The 14,617-nt window shown below is 59.2% G+C and carries 18 protein-coding genes; 7 read left to right on the plus strand and 11 right to left on the minus strand.

The features are described 5' to 3' along the window. Window positions 1-418: 418 nt before the first annotated feature. From HEP89_RS17020 to HEP89_RS17030, 3 genes are all read left to right on the plus strand, one after another. Window positions 419-1,135, plus strand: a complete 717-nt coding sequence (locus HEP89_RS17020) for a hypothetical protein (protein WP_023000594.1) — start codon at window positions 419-421, stop codon at window positions 1,133-1,135. Further along, entirely contained in the window at window positions 1,113-1,307 is a 195-nt protein-coding gene (locus tag HEP89_RS17025) for a hypothetical protein (protein ID WP_168692584.1), read from the plus strand. Before HEP89_RS17020 ends, HEP89_RS17025 begins: the two co-directional genes overlap by 23 nt. Before the next feature lie 72 nt (window positions 1,308-1,379). Further along, on the plus strand, window positions 1,380-1,568 hold the full coding sequence (locus HEP89_RS17030; RefSeq protein ID WP_055655358.1) for a hypothetical protein: 189 nt from the start codon (window positions 1,380-1,382) through the stop codon (window positions 1,566-1,568). Window positions 1,569-1,572: 4 nt separating this feature from the next. Here the strand turns inward: HEP89_RS17030 and HEP89_RS17035 are convergent, their stop codons facing one another. The 4 genes from HEP89_RS17035 to HEP89_RS17050 form a co-directional block, all read right to left on the minus strand. After that, window positions 1,573-1,836: a hypothetical protein gene (locus HEP89_RS17035; RefSeq protein ID WP_023000596.1), complete on the minus strand. Its 264-nt coding sequence runs from the start codon at window positions 1,834-1,836 to the stop codon at window positions 1,573-1,575. Between the two features lie 558 nt (window positions 1,837-2,394). Further along, the gene (locus HEP89_RS17040; RefSeq protein ID WP_168692585.1) at window positions 2,395-3,669 is read right to left on the minus strand and encodes a malonyl-CoA decarboxylase; all 1,275 of its coding nucleotides are present in this window, start codon (window positions 3,667-3,669) and stop codon (window positions 2,395-2,397) included. A gap of 133 nt (window positions 3,670-3,802) precedes the next feature. After that, window positions 3,803-5,134 (minus strand): methyl-accepting chemotaxis protein, encoded by a 1,332-nt coding sequence (locus tag HEP89_RS17045; protein ID WP_209014742.1) that lies wholly within the window; start codon window positions 5,132-5,134, stop codon window positions 3,803-3,805. Then, window positions 5,109-5,636 carry a PAS domain-containing protein gene (locus tag HEP89_RS17050; RefSeq protein WP_023000600.1) on the minus strand — a complete coding sequence of 176 codons (528 nt, stop codon included), beginning with the start codon at window positions 5,634-5,636 and terminating at the stop codon, window positions 5,109-5,111. Before HEP89_RS17050 ends, HEP89_RS17045 begins: the two co-directional genes overlap by 26 nt. 451 nt (window positions 5,637-6,087) lie before the next feature. On the opposite strand from HEP89_RS17050, the gene HEP89_RS17055 reads away from it, so the two are divergent. The 3 genes from HEP89_RS17055 to HEP89_RS17065 all read left to right on the plus strand — a co-directional run bounded on the left by HEP89_RS17055 (window position 6,088) and on the right by HEP89_RS17065 (window position 7,922). Continuing rightward, window positions 6,088-6,930: a rhodanese-related sulfurtransferase gene (locus HEP89_RS17055; RefSeq protein WP_077292404.1), complete on the plus strand. Its 843-nt coding sequence runs from the start codon at window positions 6,088-6,090 to the stop codon at window positions 6,928-6,930. A 91-nt stretch (window positions 6,931-7,021) separates the two neighbouring features. Next, entirely contained in the window at window positions 7,022-7,609 is a 588-nt protein-coding gene (locus HEP89_RS17060) for a hypothetical protein (RefSeq protein ID WP_168692586.1), read from the plus strand. 82 nt (window positions 7,610-7,691) lie between these two features. Continuing rightward, window positions 7,692-7,922 (plus strand): hypothetical protein, encoded by a 231-nt coding sequence (locus tag HEP89_RS17065; protein WP_023000603.1) that lies wholly within the window; start codon window positions 7,692-7,694, stop codon window positions 7,920-7,922. A gap of 315 nt (window positions 7,923-8,237) precedes the next feature. Here the strand turns inward: HEP89_RS17065 and HEP89_RS17070 are convergent, their stop codons facing one another. Together HEP89_RS17070 and HEP89_RS17075 are read right to left on the minus strand one after the other, a co-directional pair. Then, complete coding sequence (locus tag HEP89_RS17070) at window positions 8,238-9,128, minus strand: SMP-30/gluconolactonase/LRE family protein (protein WP_168692587.1); 891 nt, start codon at window positions 9,126-9,128, stop codon at window positions 8,238-8,240. 133 nt (window positions 9,129-9,261) lie between these two features. Further along, window positions 9,262-9,732, minus strand: a complete 471-nt coding sequence (locus tag HEP89_RS17075; RefSeq protein WP_023000605.1) for an Lrp/AsnC family transcriptional regulator — start codon at window positions 9,730-9,732, stop codon at window positions 9,262-9,264. A gap of 183 nt (window positions 9,733-9,915) precedes the next feature. On the opposite strand from HEP89_RS17075, the gene ald reads away from it, so the two are divergent. Further along, complete coding sequence (gene ald / locus HEP89_RS17080; protein WP_168692588.1) at window positions 9,916-11,055, plus strand: alanine dehydrogenase; 1,140 nt, start codon at window positions 9,916-9,918, stop codon at window positions 11,053-11,055. 209 nt (window positions 11,056-11,264) lie between these two features. Here the strand turns inward: ald and HEP89_RS17085 are convergent, their stop codons facing one another. From HEP89_RS17085 to pgi, 5 genes are all read right to left on the minus strand, one after another. Then, complete coding sequence (locus HEP89_RS17085) at window positions 11,265-11,537, minus strand: hypothetical protein (protein ID WP_006932815.1); 273 nt, start codon at window positions 11,535-11,537, stop codon at window positions 11,265-11,267. Window positions 11,538-11,730: 193 nt separating this feature from the next. Next, window positions 11,731-12,000, minus strand: a complete 270-nt coding sequence (locus HEP89_RS17090) for a lipoprotein (protein WP_055655350.1) — start codon at window positions 11,998-12,000, stop codon at window positions 11,731-11,733. A gap of 43 nt (window positions 12,001-12,043) precedes the next feature. Beyond that, the gene (locus tag HEP89_RS17095) at window positions 12,044-12,313 is read right to left on the minus strand and encodes a glycine zipper domain-containing protein (RefSeq protein WP_023000609.1); all 270 of its coding nucleotides are present in this window, start codon (window positions 12,311-12,313) and stop codon (window positions 12,044-12,046) included. A gap of 50 nt (window positions 12,314-12,363) precedes the next feature. Continuing rightward, window positions 12,364-12,633, minus strand: coding sequence for a glycine zipper domain-containing protein (locus tag HEP89_RS17100; protein ID WP_023000610.1), 270 nt, complete (start codon window positions 12,631-12,633; stop codon window positions 12,364-12,366). Between the two features lie 232 nt (window positions 12,634-12,865). Next, window positions 12,866-14,488 carry a glucose-6-phosphate isomerase gene (pgi, locus tag HEP89_RS17105; RefSeq protein ID WP_168692589.1) on the minus strand — a complete coding sequence of 541 codons (1,623 nt, stop codon included), beginning with the start codon at window positions 14,486-14,488 and terminating at the stop codon, window positions 12,866-12,868. Between the last annotated feature and the right edge of the window lie 129 nt (window positions 14,489-14,617).

Here is a 14,617-nt window from a genome sequence, read left to right on the forward strand (position 1 = left end):
AAGTTCAATATCAATCAACAAGTCCTTGCACAGTAACGTCTGAACTGTAGTTGTGCCCGGTGACGGTGACAACTTGATCAAAGGATGTGTTTGGCGGTGCGAATCCAAGGGGAACGATGACCCCTTCGTGAAGGGGAAATCTGACCGCGTAGAGTTTCATTCGCACAGCGGTGGATAACCGGCTTGCCTTGCGGGCAGTGAATCTCCGGTTGAAAACTCCCGTTCTTTCAAACCGGTACCCGCAAGTTTTAACCTTGATATTTTTTCTTGTTTGACCGCCTTGGCAGACAACTTAACGTGCTGCCAAGCAGGGAAAATCGGTGCCTATTTAATCTATTGGCAAACAAGGCGATCGCCGCGTTTGACGCGGCCGCTCTTTGCAGGATGCGGATGAAGGGCAACATCAGACGGGACATCCATGCATAAACTGGATTTCGAGTTGGACAAGGCACAGCTGAAACGTGCCTGGGGCGTTATAGACAGGGAGTTTCAACGCCTGGGGCTGATGCTGCGCCGCGGGTCGGATTTCGATGTTGTCGAGGCCATGGCGGCGGCCAGCGGCCTGAAGCGACTGGAGGGGCATTTCACCCCCAGTCTCAACACCTATACGCCTTCACAAGCGTTCTGGCTGGCGCTGGTGGATGAGGAAGACCGGATGGTCGGGCGGGTGTGCGCCCGTTTCGACAGAATGGCCTATCCGATGACGCTGACCGATTTCTGGCGCAAGTATTTTCACCGCTGCTACCCGGATGCGGAGGGCGGCAAGGTTGTGCTGAGTGACAAGCAGCCGCGCGTTGGCCGGCGCATTACCGGCGACGTTGTTTATCTGGGCGGAACGGAAGTTGCCAAGGAGTGGCGCGGTTCGAAGCTCGGCGGCCTGCTCAACCAGATGGCCCAGATCGAGGCATTGGATGAGTGGGGCGCCGGCTTCTATTACGGCTGGGTGCAGGGTTTCAACTTCATGGACGGCTTCTGGCGCGACTGCGGCTTTACCCGTGCACACTTTCATGCACTGAACTGGGTTGAGCCGCTGCCTGGTACGCTGGATGCCAATCTGATTTTTGTTGCGAACACAGCTGACGATGTGTGCGATCTGATTGATAGGATCGCGAATGGACTTCAAGCAAAGTCATGAGGCAGAAAATCCGCGTGAACCCGGCACTGGTGCGGAATTTCACGAGGAGACGCTGCAGCGTCATGTCCGGCACACCTTCGCCCAGCTTGTTGCCTGTGCGCTGGATGTCGAACCAGGGCTCGCCTTCCATGGCAATCTGGTAGGCATCAGCAACGCCCTGGCGGTAGACTGAGGGTAGGAAGCTGGTCGGCGGACGTGGTGTTTCCGGGTCAAGAGCCTGTGGAAAGAACCGGCGGAAGGTGCTGTGCTTGCCCACAAAGGTCAGCGGCGGCACATCGCCCGGCTCGGCGGTCGGCAAGGTCATCAGCAGATACGGGCTCAGCTGCGTCATGCGGCTGTCCTGCACGATGATGCCTTCGTTTTCGCGCCAGGTCTTGAACAGAAACTGCGTCTTGTCTCCCGCCAATCCGTTTTCGATCAGCGAGAAGGGTAGCGGCTCAACAAAAGTGTTGATGCTCATGGACGCCTCCAAAGGGACTGGATTTCGGAAGAAACCCCTTCTGCATGGCTTCGGCATAGATGTCATATCTTGCCGCTGCCGCCAACTGGGCACGTTCGCCGTCGCTCAGCAGGCTGGTCTGGTCGTGGTCGAACAGATCGAAGCAATGGAAATCGAGTAGGAACAGACAGTCATATCTTGCTGCAATTTCAAATATTTCCAGGAATTCGAGCTGCTCTTTGGTGTATTGATCTTCGCTCATCCCTGCCGCCTTGTCTTTACATGTCATTTTTTGTTTTGCCTTTCAGACAATTTCCGGCGTCGAGAAACACATTGAACGGTCTGCTCGCCTGGAAAGCGGCCGGCTTTTCGCGCCGGTACATCTTCCAGACGTCCCCTGATGTGCAGAGGCCGCTTCAATCCGAGATTGGTATGGATCCCGTTTCGCCAATCGCAGATTAGCAAAGAATTTTGCTGCACGCGAGATTTCTTCTTCAACTTTCCTTAGGTGTTACCCAAGAAGCGCAGAAGTAGTCGCCCGTGCACTGTCACGTCACCTGCAAGTTGACGGTTTTCAAGCCGAAGACAAGGCCAAGACAGCCGAAATCCGTCTTTCCGGCAGCGTCAGGAAAACGCTGGAACCGATAGCTATCGGTTGGGGAGGGGGCGGCGGGAATCGCGTTGACCAGTGATGCGTCGAGCCCGGTTCCAGCTGTCGTTCTGATCAGGACAGTTAGCGCGCCAGGGGGACGAATGGCGCGGGCTCGGCGGGCAGGGCACCGGCAGCATGAGCTGCGATTGGCTCCCGACCCGTGCGCCATCACGCCTGTTGTGCAGCTTCCGCTTCGCGCAAATCCAGCTTTTTTGCGGCCGCGTCCAGAGACCTGATGTCCGAAGAGGCGGCGATTTCCCCTGCCGCCGCATAGCGGTCGTGGTTCTGGGCCACCTTGCCGAGATCGTAGAGGTAATTCACCATCACGCCGGCAGATTGGGCACGGCCCTTTGCGGAGGTGTCGGCTTCAGCGTGAACTGCATGCACCAATGCGCCGTTGCCCAGATGGAAGCGGGCCACCGGGTCAACCGGTTGTCCGTCCTCGCGGCGGGCAGACAGAAGATAATGCGCGGCGAGAGTGCGCAGCAGTTTCGGGTCCGCGTCCTGGAAAGCAATGCCTTCCGCCGACAGCCATTTCGTCAGGCCAGGGATCGGCGACAGGGTGACGAAGGTTTTCAGTCCCGGCAATTCTGCCGAAAGATCGGCGGCCACCTGCTTGATAAGGGAGTTGCCGAAGGAAATGCGGGCCAGGCCTTCCTGGCAATTGGAAATCGAATAAAACACGGCGGTACGGGCCGTGGTCGCTGTGATGGGTTCCCTGTCACCTGCCAGAAGGTCCTGGATGGAACCCGGGATGTCTGCGGTGAGCGCGACTTCCACGAAGATCAGCGGTTCGTCGGGCATGGACGGGTGGAAAAAGGCGAAGCATCTGCGGTCGCCAGGGGCCAGGCGGCTGCGCAGGTCTTCCCAGCTGGTGATTTCGTGCACGGCCTCATAGGCGATGATCTTTTCAAGGATATGTGCTGGACTTTCCCAGCTGATCGGCCGCAGCACCAGAAAGCCCCGGTTGAACCAGGAAATGAACAGGTGTCGGAAATCCTGGTCGAGCGCCTGCAATTCCGGGTCGGCGCCGCCGAGACGCAGGAGGTCGGCGCGCATGCGCACCAGTTGCTCGGTGGCACCGGGAATCTGGTTCAGCCGCCGGATCAATTCCTGGCGCTTGGGCTCCACAGCCGCCATGAAGGCCGTGTATGTCTTCCGGTTCGGGCTCGCCTCATAGGCATCAAGGGCAGTACGCACGCCGGCCGGATCGATGTTCATGTCGTGGGCAAGGTGACGGAAGAACTGCAGCTTGTCGCTGTCCTCCATTTCCTGAAACCGTTGCAGGAGCGTGCTGGCCGCGGCAAGGCCCGTCACGTCGCCGGCCGTGCCGACAAGTGCGCTGACCAGATCCTCCATCGGCCGGTTGTCGCGCCGGTCCGGCGCCGCTGTGCGATAGCGGCGCTCGAAGATGGTCGACAGCAGGTCGCCGAGAATGGTCATGTAGGCCTCCAGAACGTCCAGTGAGGGGTGGGCTCTGTCCTGAAGATAAGAGGTGTGAGGCTTTGACCCAATTCCCCAAAAGAGGCAATCCGGACACGAATGCCCGGGTTGGATTGCCTAACAGCCAGTGTGCCTAGGCGGCTTCGCTGTTCTGCTGCTCGAGCGGGCCTTTCTTCAGCGATTTGAAGAAGGCCGCCACTGCTTCGGTGAGCTGCCCGGCATTGGAGGACATGCTTTCCGCGGAGCTCAGCACGGTCTTGGAGGCCGCGTGAGTGGTCGCCGCATTCTGGGCGACACCATCCACAATTCCGGTCACCTTGTTGGTGCAGGCCACGGTGTTGGTCACGTTCTCCTGTATGGCCTGTGTCGCTTCCGCCTGCTTTACCGAGGCGTTGGAAATCATCGTGGTAATGGATTCGATTTCCGTAATGGTTTTGGAAATCGTGTCGAAGGACTGAGCCGTATCGCGGCTGGCCGCGTCGACTTCCTCCAAAGACTGGGTGATCTCCTGTGTCGCCTTGGCTGTCTGCGTTGCCAGTTCCTTGACCTCGGCTGCAACCACCGCAAAGCCCTTGCCCATTTCACCGGCGCGGGCCGCCTCGATGGTGGCATTGAGTGCCAGCAGGTTTGTCTGGTCGGCAATGGAGGAAATCAGGTCGATGATCTCGCCGATAGCTTCGGCGGAAGTCCGAAGGCTGTTTGCCTTGTCCTGGCCTTGCGTGACCTGGGTAACGGCAGCACGGGCGATTTCGATGGAGCGTTCGATCTGGCCGCTGATTTCGCTGGCCGTCGAGGACAGGTGATCGGCGGCGGATGCCGCCGCATTCACATTTTCGGCTGTCAGGTCGGCCGCGTCGGCAATGGCGGTCACGACTTCCGAATTGGAAACGGCAGAGGTTTCCATTTCCTCGGCGGTTCCTGTCATCTGCTCGGCGGAAGCCATCAGGCTCTGGGCAATCTGGCTGATCTGGCTTTCAAAGGAATCCGTCGACTGGCGGAAGGCTCCGACCCGGCCCTTGATGGTCTCGATGGCCATGTTCATGATTTCCGCATTCTGCAGATAGCTGCCATTAAGGCCACCTGGCTGGATGCGGCGGTAGTAGCGGTTGTTCTCGATCGCGGTCATCGAGGCGGCAGCTTCACGCAGGAAGGCGTCCGTCCGGTCGATCATGTGGTTCATGGAGGTCATCAGCTCACGGACTTCACCGGCTTCGGTGTAATCCTTGGCTCTCACCTCGAAGTTGCCCCAGCCGATCTGGTTGCAGACCTCCGTCGCAGCACCAAGCCCCCGCCGGGTCCGATGCACCGCGGTCAGCGCGAACAGCATGGCCAGCATGACGATGGCGCCACAGAGGACCGTAGCCATGGTCAGGCCCAGCAGGGCGCAGACCACCGTCGCCGCGCCGCCCACCAGTGCGGCACCCGACGCGATCGTGGCGTTAAAGAGTGTGAATGAGCTCATCATAGCTCACGCCTTTCGATTGAAGGATCGATACCAGCTGATCGTGACCGGCCTGCATGCCGGTCTTGCGGTTGTCCGCCTGCTGTTCTGTCTGTCGCAACTGGGCGTAAAGCGGGGTGATGATGTCGTCGACGATACGGCGGTTGGGCACCCGGCGATTGGAATGATAGCCGATGATCTTGCCGCTCTCGCCATAGGACGGCGTGACATGGGCCAGCACCCAGTAGTGATCGCCGTTCGCGGACATGTTGACCACATAGGCGAAGATCTCTCCGCCGGCCTCTATCGTGTCCCACAGCAGCTTGAAGACACAGCGCGGCATGTCCGGGTGACGGATGAGGCTGTGCGGCGCATTTTCCAGAGCCTTGCCATCGAAACCCGCAATATCCCGAAAGATGTTGTTGGCGTAAGTGATGCGCCCGCGCGTGTCTGTTTTCGAGACGATCAGGTCCCGTTCGGAAAAGAACCGTTCCACCCCCGTCGGGGTGACCTTGTACTGGGTCATCCTTGGTGCGCCCGCTCATGTTGGCAATTCAGGGTTAGGGTACGGTTGCGTGCTTAATGATCCTTAAATGAAAGCGGATGAGGTTTGATTTTTAACTATGTGAATTCATTCGTATTTCTAACGATGTCATCTTTCTCCGTAGAGCGTTTTGTTGAGGCGAATTGTTGCCGATATTTTTGTTACTCTGACGCTATTCTTCGATTCTTCCGAAGGGTTTGGGCGATGTTCCTTTCGAGGAACTTCAATCGGCAAGTTCCGCGTTGCATGGCCCCTGGCGCATGTTCGGTTGTGCTCAAGCAAAACCTGCAGGGCGGCCTCGCCTGCAGAGAACCGGGTCCGAGAAACTGCGGACTTTTCAGAAGGGGGGCTTAGGCTGTATAGAGGGCGCCAATAGCCGGGTGGTGCTTTTGCCCCTTGGGCCCGGCGTCTTTCAAGAAACAGAACAAGCCCCATGAACGAATTTCTCGTTGCCGCCCTTTATATGTTTACGCCGCTCGACGACTTCGAGGCCATGCGCAGTCCGCTCAAGGCCTATTGCGAGGAACGGGATGTGCGCGGGAGCCTGCTGCTTGCAGGAGAGGGTATCAACGGCACCATTTGCGGGCCGGAAGCCGGTGTGCGTGAGGTCCTTGCGCATCTGCGGTCGGACCCGCGGCTTGCTGGGCTGAACCACAAGGAAGCCTGGACCCACCGACATGTCTTCAAGCGCATGAAGGTGAGGCTGAAGCAGGAGATCGTGCGGCTTGCGGTTGACGGGATCGATCCGAATGAGATCGTAGGCGAATACGTCAAGCCGGAAGACTGGAATGCCCTGATCTCCGATCCGGATGTCGTCGTCATCGACACGCGCAACGACTACGAATTCGCCTTCGGCACGTTCGAGCGGGCGCTCAATCCGAAAACCCAGTCGTTCCGGGAATTCCCGGCCTGGGTGGACGGCGAAGACGAGCTTCAGAAAAAGCCGAAGGTCGCCATGTTCTGCACCGGTGGCATCCGCTGTGAAAAGGCGACGGCCTGGATGCTGAAAAACGGCTTCGAGGAAGTCTATCACCTCGAAGGCGGTATCCTGAACTATCTGGAGAAGGTGCCGGAAGCCGACAGCCTCTGGAAGGGCGAATGTTTCGTCTTCGACGATCGGGTGTCCGTCGACCATCAGCTGCAGCCGCGCTGGGGAGAATGGATCCCCGAAGAGGCCCGTCACATCATCAATGAGGACACCGACTACGAGAAGAGTGCTCGCGCTGAAGCTGATGACGAAGACGTCGAACAGCAGATCGTCAGGGCCGTTTCTTAACGGATATTAACTTTTTCGCTTTAATGCCTTGTGGAACTTCCCTAAAGTCAGGGGTGCGGGAGATCTCCTGCGCCAGACTGGGGGAAAGTACATGCGTCACAGGTTCTGGAGCGCGCTTGCCGCGCTGATCGTCAGTCCGTTGGTCAGCACGTCCGTGCTGGCCGGGGGCAAGGCACTGTCCTGCTATGAACAGGCCACCGTGCCGGCCGTCTACAAAACTGTGAACGAGCGAGTGCTCGTCCAGCCGGCATCCAGCTACGTGGTGCAGAAGCCGGCCGTCTACAGTTATCAAGCCCGGCGTGTTCTGGTGCAGCCGGAGCGGGTCAGCTATCGCACATCGCCTGCTGTCTACCAGACACGGCAGAGCCGGGTTCTGGTTCAACCCGCCAGCGTCGGCTGGGAATACCGGGTCATCAACGGTCGCAACATCCTGTGCAAGGTGCAGAACCCCGCCGTCTATCGAACCGTCAGCCAGAAGGTTCTCGTGCAGTCGGCGTCCCGTGTCGCAGTGCGCCAGCCTGCCATTTACAGCTCCGTGAAGGAAAAGGTGCTGGTTCAGCCTGCCACGAGCTACCGGGTGCAAAAGCCCGCGGTTTACCAGACGGTCAGCCGCCAGGTGCTGGTTCAACCCGCCCAGACAGTCTGGAAGCCCGTAAAGGTGCGGGGTTGCCGCTACTAGGTGACTGGGTCAAGATCGGTTGTCTGTCCGTTTTCCGGAGCAGGCTGAAAGCCGGTTACCTGACCAGTTGTGGGGCTGAAACATGATTTGCACATTGATTGCGTCTTCCATCCTGCTCAGCATGGAGGACGGCTCCATGGCCGTGCTCATTCCCGAAAACCAGTCGGTCCGCATTTTCAACGAGCAATCGGTGAAGGGAGAGGGGGCTGTCGTTCACCTTTACGGTGAAACGAAAATCCAGGTGCCGGGTGTGAAAGCGGAACAGATCATCGAGGCTCTCAGGGACTGCCAGCCTCCGAAGGACGCTGAATAACCGGCCCTAAACAACTGCCGTCGACAGACAGTCGTCAGGCGGGCCGCAAAAAAATCGTCCCGACATGGCCTCCGAGCCAAAGGCTCTCCCTAATCCTGAGGAGGACCGAAAGGTCCGTCTCGAAGGATGGGCGGCACTTTCGGAGCAAGCAGCTCATCCTCCGAGACAGCGCTGAAGCGCTTCCTCAGGATGAGGAGGAGGGATGTTTATCTTCACCCTGATGTTGTGCCCGGGTCGGCGGAACGGATGACAGGCCAAATATGCGGCAGAAGCCGGTTACAGCAGAAACCGACTTGCCCAAGGCGTTGCTTTTGATCAGCTTTTTGCTGTCCTGAACCGGTAGGTCTTCAAGCCGGTCTTGCCGTGACCTTCCACCAGGAACAGGCCGCCTGACAATGTGTCGGGTTCGACCGCGGTCGGGTCGGCGGGCTGCTTGATGCTGGTGACGATCAAATGGTCCAGATCCGGGCCGCAAAAGCAGGGCATGGTGGGCTTGTCGACCGGAAGCTTGATGGCGGCAAGCAGGTTGCCGTCCGGGGCAAAGCAGTTGAGCACGCCGGCGGATACCCCTGCGCTCCAATAATTGCCTTCGGTGTCGACCGCTGCGCCATCCGGCCGTCCGGTGTCGTTGGTCTGCTGGGCGTATAGCATCTTGGAGCCAAGTGCACCGGTCTCCGGGTCGAAGCCGTAATATTCGATCCAGCCGGGGGAGGTGTCGGAGTGGTACATGTAGGTGCCGTCCGGCGTCCACGCGAGCCCGTTGGAGCATTGCAGTTCGTCACGGATCTCGGCAACGTCGCCGCTGCCGTCGACCCGGTAAAGACCGGCAATCGGTTCACGCGGTGAGCTGGTGTCCATGGTGCCGACCCAGAAGGCCCCATCCGGACCGACCTTGCCGTCGTTCAACCGTGTGCGCGGCTCATCCGCCTGAACTTCCGCCAGAACCTCGCTGGCACCGCTTTCGGGATCGAACAGAACGATCTTGTCCCAAATGCTGACAATCAGGCGATCGTCATCCGTCAGGCCGAAGGAACCGACCTCATTGTCGAATTGCCATGTGGTGATCTTGCGGCTGGCCCAATCCATGGACTGGATGGAGCGGCCCTGGATGTCGGCCCAGAGCAAGCGGTTCAATCTGTCGTCCCAGGTCGGACATTCTGCAAGCTGGTAAGTCGTATCGATGAAACGGGTGATCGTATGGGTCACCGGAGCGGGTTCCTTGAAAAGCCGGGCAGTTGAATGGATGCGGACTATACCTGCCAGTGCTGGCTGCGTCGAGACGCTGGATTTAGTGGCGGAATTGCAGGCGGTTTGGTTGTGGACCGGTCCTGAAAGGAACTCATGTTTCGCCGTTCAGGGGAATCGCTGTGCGTCTGACGATCGGCCGGATGGCGAAGGACGATTTCATTCTGAGAACGCCTGGAAGCTGGGCAAGGTGGTCGCGGTGGATGCGTTCGAAGTCGATCGGGTCTCGGGCCGAGAGGCGCAGAATGTAATCGGCATCACCCGCCATCAGGAAACACTCCATGATTTCGCCGGACCGGGCCACGGCGCGTTCGAAATTCTCAAGCGTTTCCTTGGACTGGCCGGTCAGCGAGATTTCCACGAAAACGTCCATGTGTCGGCCGAGTTTCTTCTGGTCCAGAAGGGCGACGTATTTTTCGATGATGCCGGCTTCCTCCAGCGCGCGCATGCGCCGCAAACAGGCGGAAGGGGAAAGCCCCACCTTTTCCGCCAGGTCCGCGTTGGCGATGCGGCCGTCGCTTTGCAGAACGTTCAGGATCTTCTGGTCGAGGCGATCGAGTTTCATTTTTGCTGCACCGCACATAATGCCGAGTTCAAGATAATACATAGCAGATAATTTGAAGAAATATCAATTCGACACAATAAAATTGCGCGTATTTGAACGGAGCCCCCCGGGAACGCAAGCACATTCGACGAAAACAGGCGTAAAATCGTCGGCAATCAATAATGCTTCCAGAGGAGTCGAGTTATGCGCATTGGTGTGCCGAAAGAAATCAAAAACCACGAGTATCGGGTTGGTCTGACCCCGAACAGTGTTCTTGAAATGGTGGCTCATGGCCACGAAGTTGTCGTTGAAACCAATGCCGGTGTCGGCATCGGCGCCAGCGATGCCGACTACGAAGCAGCAGGCGCGAAGATCCTGGCAACAGCCAAGGAAGTCTTCGATGCCGCGAACATGATCGTGAAGGTCAAGGAACCGCAGGCCGTCGAACGCGCCATGCTGCGCCCCGACCACATTCTCTTCACCTATCTGCACCTGGCGCCAGACGCGGAGCAGACCGCGGACCTGGTAAAGTCCGGTGCGACCTGCATTGCCTATGAAACCGTTGTCGATGCTCGTGGCGGTCTGCCGCTTCTGGTGCCGATGTCCCAGGTTGCCGGCCGCCTGTCGGTGATTGCCGGTGCCAAGGCGCTGGAAAAGGCCCAGGGTGGCTCCGGCACGCTCGTGGGCGGTGTTCCCGGCGTCGAACCGGCCAAGGTCGTTGTCATCGGCGGCGGTGTGGTCGGCTCGCATGCCATTACCATGGCGCTTGGCCTCGGAGCCGATGTCACCGTTCTCGATCGGTCTACCGCCGTTCTGGGCAATCTCTCACAGACGTTCGGTCCGGCACTGAAAACCGTCTATTCGACCAAGGCTGCCCTGGAGAAACATGTGCTGGAGGCCGACATGGTCGTCGGTGCGGTGCTGGTTGCCGGTGCGGCGGCTCCGAAGCTGGTCTCGCGCGAGCTGGTCAGCCGCATGAAGCCGGGCTCGGTTCTCGTTGATGTCGCCATCGACCAGGGCGGCTGCTTCGAAACCTCCAAGGCAACGACGCATTCCGAGCCGACCTACATCATCGATGAAGTCGTTCACTACTGCGTCGCCAACATGCCGGGCGCCGTGCCGAAGACGTCCACCTACGCGCTGAACAACGCCACCCTGCCGTTTGCTCTCGCACTGGCGGACAAGGGTGCCAAGAAGGCGCTGCTCGATGATCCGCACTTCCTGCCGGGCCTTAACGTGATCGGCGGTCAGGTGACCTGTGAGGCGGTCGCAACCGCTCTCGGCTATGCCTACGTCGATCCGAAGGTTGCTCTTGAGCAGGCCAAGGAAAGCGTTGCAGCCTGATAAGGGGACTTCGCTTCAAAGATGAGAAAAGCCGGTCTGTTGGGCCGGCTTTTTGCTTTCTCAACGGGATTTTGGACTGACGTGACAGCGGTGAGCCCGTGACCTGCTGTTCGGCGAAAGTCGCGTTGAAAATGTCGGGCTGTTTCGCAGGTTATTGCGTTCCTGATTTCGCAGGGGGGCAATCAAACCTTATTGTCGTGCGAAAGGGTTTACGGGCAGCGGACCTTGTAAGGTGTGCCCTGTTCATCCGTGGCAATGCAGTTGCGCGGGGTGGTGACGACACCGATCAGGCCACCACCGACGGCGCCGAGAGCGGCGCCTGCAAGGGTCGCGTTCACCGTGGAACCGGCAACGGCGCCGATCGTGGCACCGGTTGCTGCACCGAGACCTGCCCCGATCAGCATCCTGTCCCGTTGACTTTCGGTGTTGGCGCAGCCTGTCAGCACAATGGCGAGACTTGCGGCTGCAAGGACGGATCTCATCCAGAACCCCTTGGCGAAAAACATGTGTGAGCCAAGGGTGGAGATCTATGGTTAACAGTTTCTTACCAAGGCGGATTTATCCAAGGCAGATCCTGAAAGCAAAACGGGCATGCCCATGAATCCATGGGCATGCCCGGTATTGTCGTTAAATTCGTCCGCTCTGACGATGGTCAGGACGACAGAGAACCTGGCCTTACGGGCAGGCGACTCGGTAGGGGTTGCCATACCGGTCATGTGCCACGCAGTTTTTCGGTGTGGTCGCAGCGCCGATAACAGCGCCACCCGCTGCACCGATAGCGGCGCCGGCGAGAACCGGAGCTGCACCGGCACCGGCAGCGGCACCGACAATGGCGCCGGTCGCGGCACCAAGGCCACCGCCGACAAGCGCGCGGTCTCTCTGGCTGCTTGACTGACAGCCGGCGAGGGCGGTGGCCGCAAGGGCCACCAGCAGGATCTTTTTCATTTCGTAAACCTGTGAAGACCCAACTGACTCAGGTCAGTTGAGATCAGGGGCAGGCGACGCGGTACGGGTTGCCATACCGGTCGTAGGCGACACAGTTCTTGGGTGTCGTTGCGGAGCCGATGATGGCACCGCCTGCAGCACCGATTGCCGCACCGGCGAGTGCCGGGCCGACGCCGTTACCGGCGGCGGCGCCGATCACGGCACCGGTTGCCGCACCAAGACCGCCGCCAACAAGCGCGCGGTCTCTTTGACTGTCAGACTGGCAGCCTGCCAGAAATGCGGCCGAAGCGGCAATCAGAAGGAGTTTCTTCATAGTTTTCTTCCCAACGGTCTATTACCGAAACGAAAAAGGATCGCCCCCGATTACGGGCAAGCGACCCGGTAAGGATTGCCGTAGCGGTCATAGGCGACGCAGTTCTTCGGAGTCGTTGCGCTGCCGACAATTGCACCACCGGCTGCACCGATTGCACCACCAACCAGGGCGCCGCCGACATCGCCGGTTGCCGCAGCGCCGATTGCTGCACCGGTTGCCGCGCCAAGACCACCGCCTACGAGGGCGCGATCGCGCTGGCTATCGGACTGGCAGCCCGCCAGGGCAAGGCCTACTGCTGCGAGCAGAACTAGTTTTTTCATGAAATCAGTCTCCCTGTCGGACCGCAACCTCGGCGGGTCGAATGTATAAAATCTTTCCAAGCCTAAGCTGCTTTGCACGTTGGGGCAATCTCTGTTTGCCACAGCCGGCCCGTGTTCATCGTGAATACCAATAAGAGTTCTTCAACGATGTGAACCAGATAGGGCCGGTTGGGCAAAATTATGACGAGATCGCCTCATGTATTAACGCGTAAACAAAGGTGTGGTTCCCGCGTCAACTTTTCAGGGCGGCAAGCAAGCCTTTGGTCGAGGCGTCCTTGGAATCTGCAGAGACTTCGCCCTTGACCATTGGCAACAGGGCAGTGGCCAGTTCCTTGCCCAGTTCCACGCCCCACTGGTCGAAGGAGTTGATTCCCCAGATCACGCCTTCAACGAAAACCCGGTGCTCATAAAGGGCGATCAGACGGCCGAGTGCGAAAGGTGTCAGCTGGTCATAGACAAGGGTCATGGAGGGCCTGTCGCCCGGGAACACCTTGTGGGGTGCCAGACGATCAACTTCGTCTGCAGCCATTCCGGAAGCGCTGAGGAGTGCCTTTGCCTCGTCAAGCGTCCGGCCGAGCATCAGGGCTTCGGACTGGGCCAGGCAGTTCGCAACCAGAAGGTCGTGATGATGTTTCAGGTCTTCTTCATGGCCGTTGGCGGCAATCAGGAATTCACACGGGATGACAGTCGTGCCCTGGTGCAGGAGCTGATAGAACGCGTGCTGACCATTCGTGCCTGGTTCGCCCCAGACCAGTGGACCGGTTTCCTCGGTCACGGGACTGCCGTCCAGCTTCACGCGCTTGCCATTTGATTCCATGTCGAGCTGCTGCAGGTACGCGGGTAGGCGAGACAGGCGCTGGTCGTAGGGCAGAACGGCGCGGGCGGAAAGGCCAAGCGCGTCCCGGTTCCAGACGCCGATCAACGCCATCAGAACCGGCAGGTTTTTTTCAAGCGGTGCTTCGGCGAAATGGGTGTCCATCGCATGGGCGCCGGACAGAAAGTCACTGAAGGCGTCCGGTCCGATGGCGATCATGAGAGGCAGGCCGATGGCCGACCAGACGGAATACCGGCCGCCGACCCAGTCCCAAAAACCGAAAACGCGGCTTTCGTTGATGCCGAAGGCGGCTACCTTGTCGAGGGCGGTGGAAACGGCGGCGAAGTGGTCGCCGACAGCCTCTTCGCCAAGAGTGCCGGCAATCCATTTGCGCGCGGTCTGCGCGTTGGTCATGGTTTCGATGGTGGTGAATGTTTTCGAAGCGACGATGATCAGCGTCGTGGCAGGGTCGAGTTTTTCCAGCGTATCGGCAATGTGAGCGCCATCCACGTTCGAAACATAGTGCAGCTCCGGACCATCATGATAGGGGCTGAGCGCGATTGTCGTCATGACCGGCCCGAGGTCCGAGCCGCCGATGCCGATGTTGACCACGTCGGTAAAGGCGTCGCCGGTGGATGAGGTCAGTTCGCCGGAGCGAACGGCTTCGGCAAAATCCGCCATCGCGTCCAGGACCGCACGCACATCTGGCATCACATCGGCACCGTCGACCAGAACCGGCTGGTCCGACTGGTTGCGAAGCGCAGTGTGCAGGACGGCGCGCTTTTCGGTGCCGTTGATCTTCTCGCCAGCAAACATGGCCGCACGTTTGCCTTCCACGTCCGCAGCGCGGGCAAGGTCGAGCAGCAGGTTGAACGCCTTGTCGTCGATCCGGGACTTGGAATAATCGAGCAACAGGTCGTCTGTCCTCGCGGAGAATGTGTCGAACCGGTCGGGGGCGGCCGCAAACAGTTGCCGCAGGGAGGTACCCTTCAATTGTTCCGCCTGCCGGTTGAGAGCCTCAAATGCTGCTTCTAGCGCCATGAACAATCCTCTTAAATCGATTTAACAGCTTGTTTTCGCGCCGACGCGCGCGGGGCATCCATTAGCATACCCGCCCGGCGAGGGGGAGAGGAAATTCAAGGAGAATGCCGCCGGAAACAGGCAGTTGGA

It is taken from the genome of Labrenzia sp. 5N, assembly GCF_012395805.1.
Taxonomy (GTDB): domain Bacteria; phylum Pseudomonadota; class Alphaproteobacteria; order Rhizobiales; family Stappiaceae; genus Roseibium; species Roseibium algicola.

Bases quoted from the DNA above. Each gene is read 5' to 3' on its own strand.
- HEP89_RS17020 (WP_023000594.1), top strand. From the start codon at position 419: ATGCATAAACTGGATTTCGAGTTGGACAAGGCACAGCTGAAACGTGCC.
- HEP89_RS17025 (WP_168692584.1), top strand. From the start codon at position 1,113: ATGGACTTCAAGCAAAGTCATGAGGCAGAAAATCCGCGTGAACCCGGC.
- HEP89_RS17035 (WP_023000596.1), bottom strand. From the start codon at position 1,836: ATGAGCGAAGATCAATACACCAAAGAGCAGCTCGAATTCCTGGAAATA.
- HEP89_RS17040 (WP_168692585.1), bottom strand. From the start codon at position 3,669: ATGACCATTCTCGGCGACCTGCTGTCGACCATCTTCGAGCGCCGCTAT.
- HEP89_RS17045 (WP_209014742.1), bottom strand. From the start codon at position 5,134: ATGATGAGCTCATTCACACTCTTTAACGCCACGATCGCGTCGGGTGCC.
- HEP89_RS17050 (WP_023000600.1), bottom strand. From the start codon at position 5,636: ATGACCCAGTACAAGGTCACCCCGACGGGGGTGGAACGGTTCTTTTCC.
- HEP89_RS17055 (WP_077292404.1), top strand. From the start codon at position 6,088: ATGAACGAATTTCTCGTTGCCGCCCTTTATATGTTTACGCCGCTCGAC.
- HEP89_RS17060 (WP_168692586.1), top strand. From the start codon at position 7,022: ATGCGTCACAGGTTCTGGAGCGCGCTTGCCGCGCTGATCGTCAGTCCG.
- HEP89_RS17065 (WP_023000603.1), top strand. From the start codon at position 7,692: ATGATTTGCACATTGATTGCGTCTTCCATCCTGCTCAGCATGGAGGAC.
- HEP89_RS17075 (WP_023000605.1), bottom strand. From the start codon at position 9,732: ATGAAACTCGATCGCCTCGACCAGAAGATCCTGAACGTTCTGCAAAGC.
- ald (WP_168692588.1), top strand. From the start codon at position 9,916: ATGCGCATTGGTGTGCCGAAAGAAATCAAAAACCACGAGTATCGGGTT.
- HEP89_RS17085 (WP_006932815.1), bottom strand. From the start codon at position 11,537: ATGAGATCCGTCCTTGCAGCCGCAAGTCTCGCCATTGTGCTGACAGGC.
- HEP89_RS17090 (WP_055655350.1), bottom strand. From the start codon at position 12,000: ATGAAAAAGATCCTGCTGGTGGCCCTTGCGGCCACCGCCCTCGCCGGC.
- HEP89_RS17095 (WP_023000609.1), bottom strand. From the start codon at position 12,313: ATGAAGAAACTCCTTCTGATTGCCGCTTCGGCCGCATTTCTGGCAGGC.
- HEP89_RS17100 (WP_023000610.1), bottom strand. From the start codon at position 12,633: ATGAAAAAACTAGTTCTGCTCGCAGCAGTAGGCCTTGCCCTGGCGGGC.
- pgi (WP_168692589.1), bottom strand. From the start codon at position 14,488: ATGGCGCTAGAAGCAGCATTTGAGGCTCTCAACCGGCAGGCGGAACAA.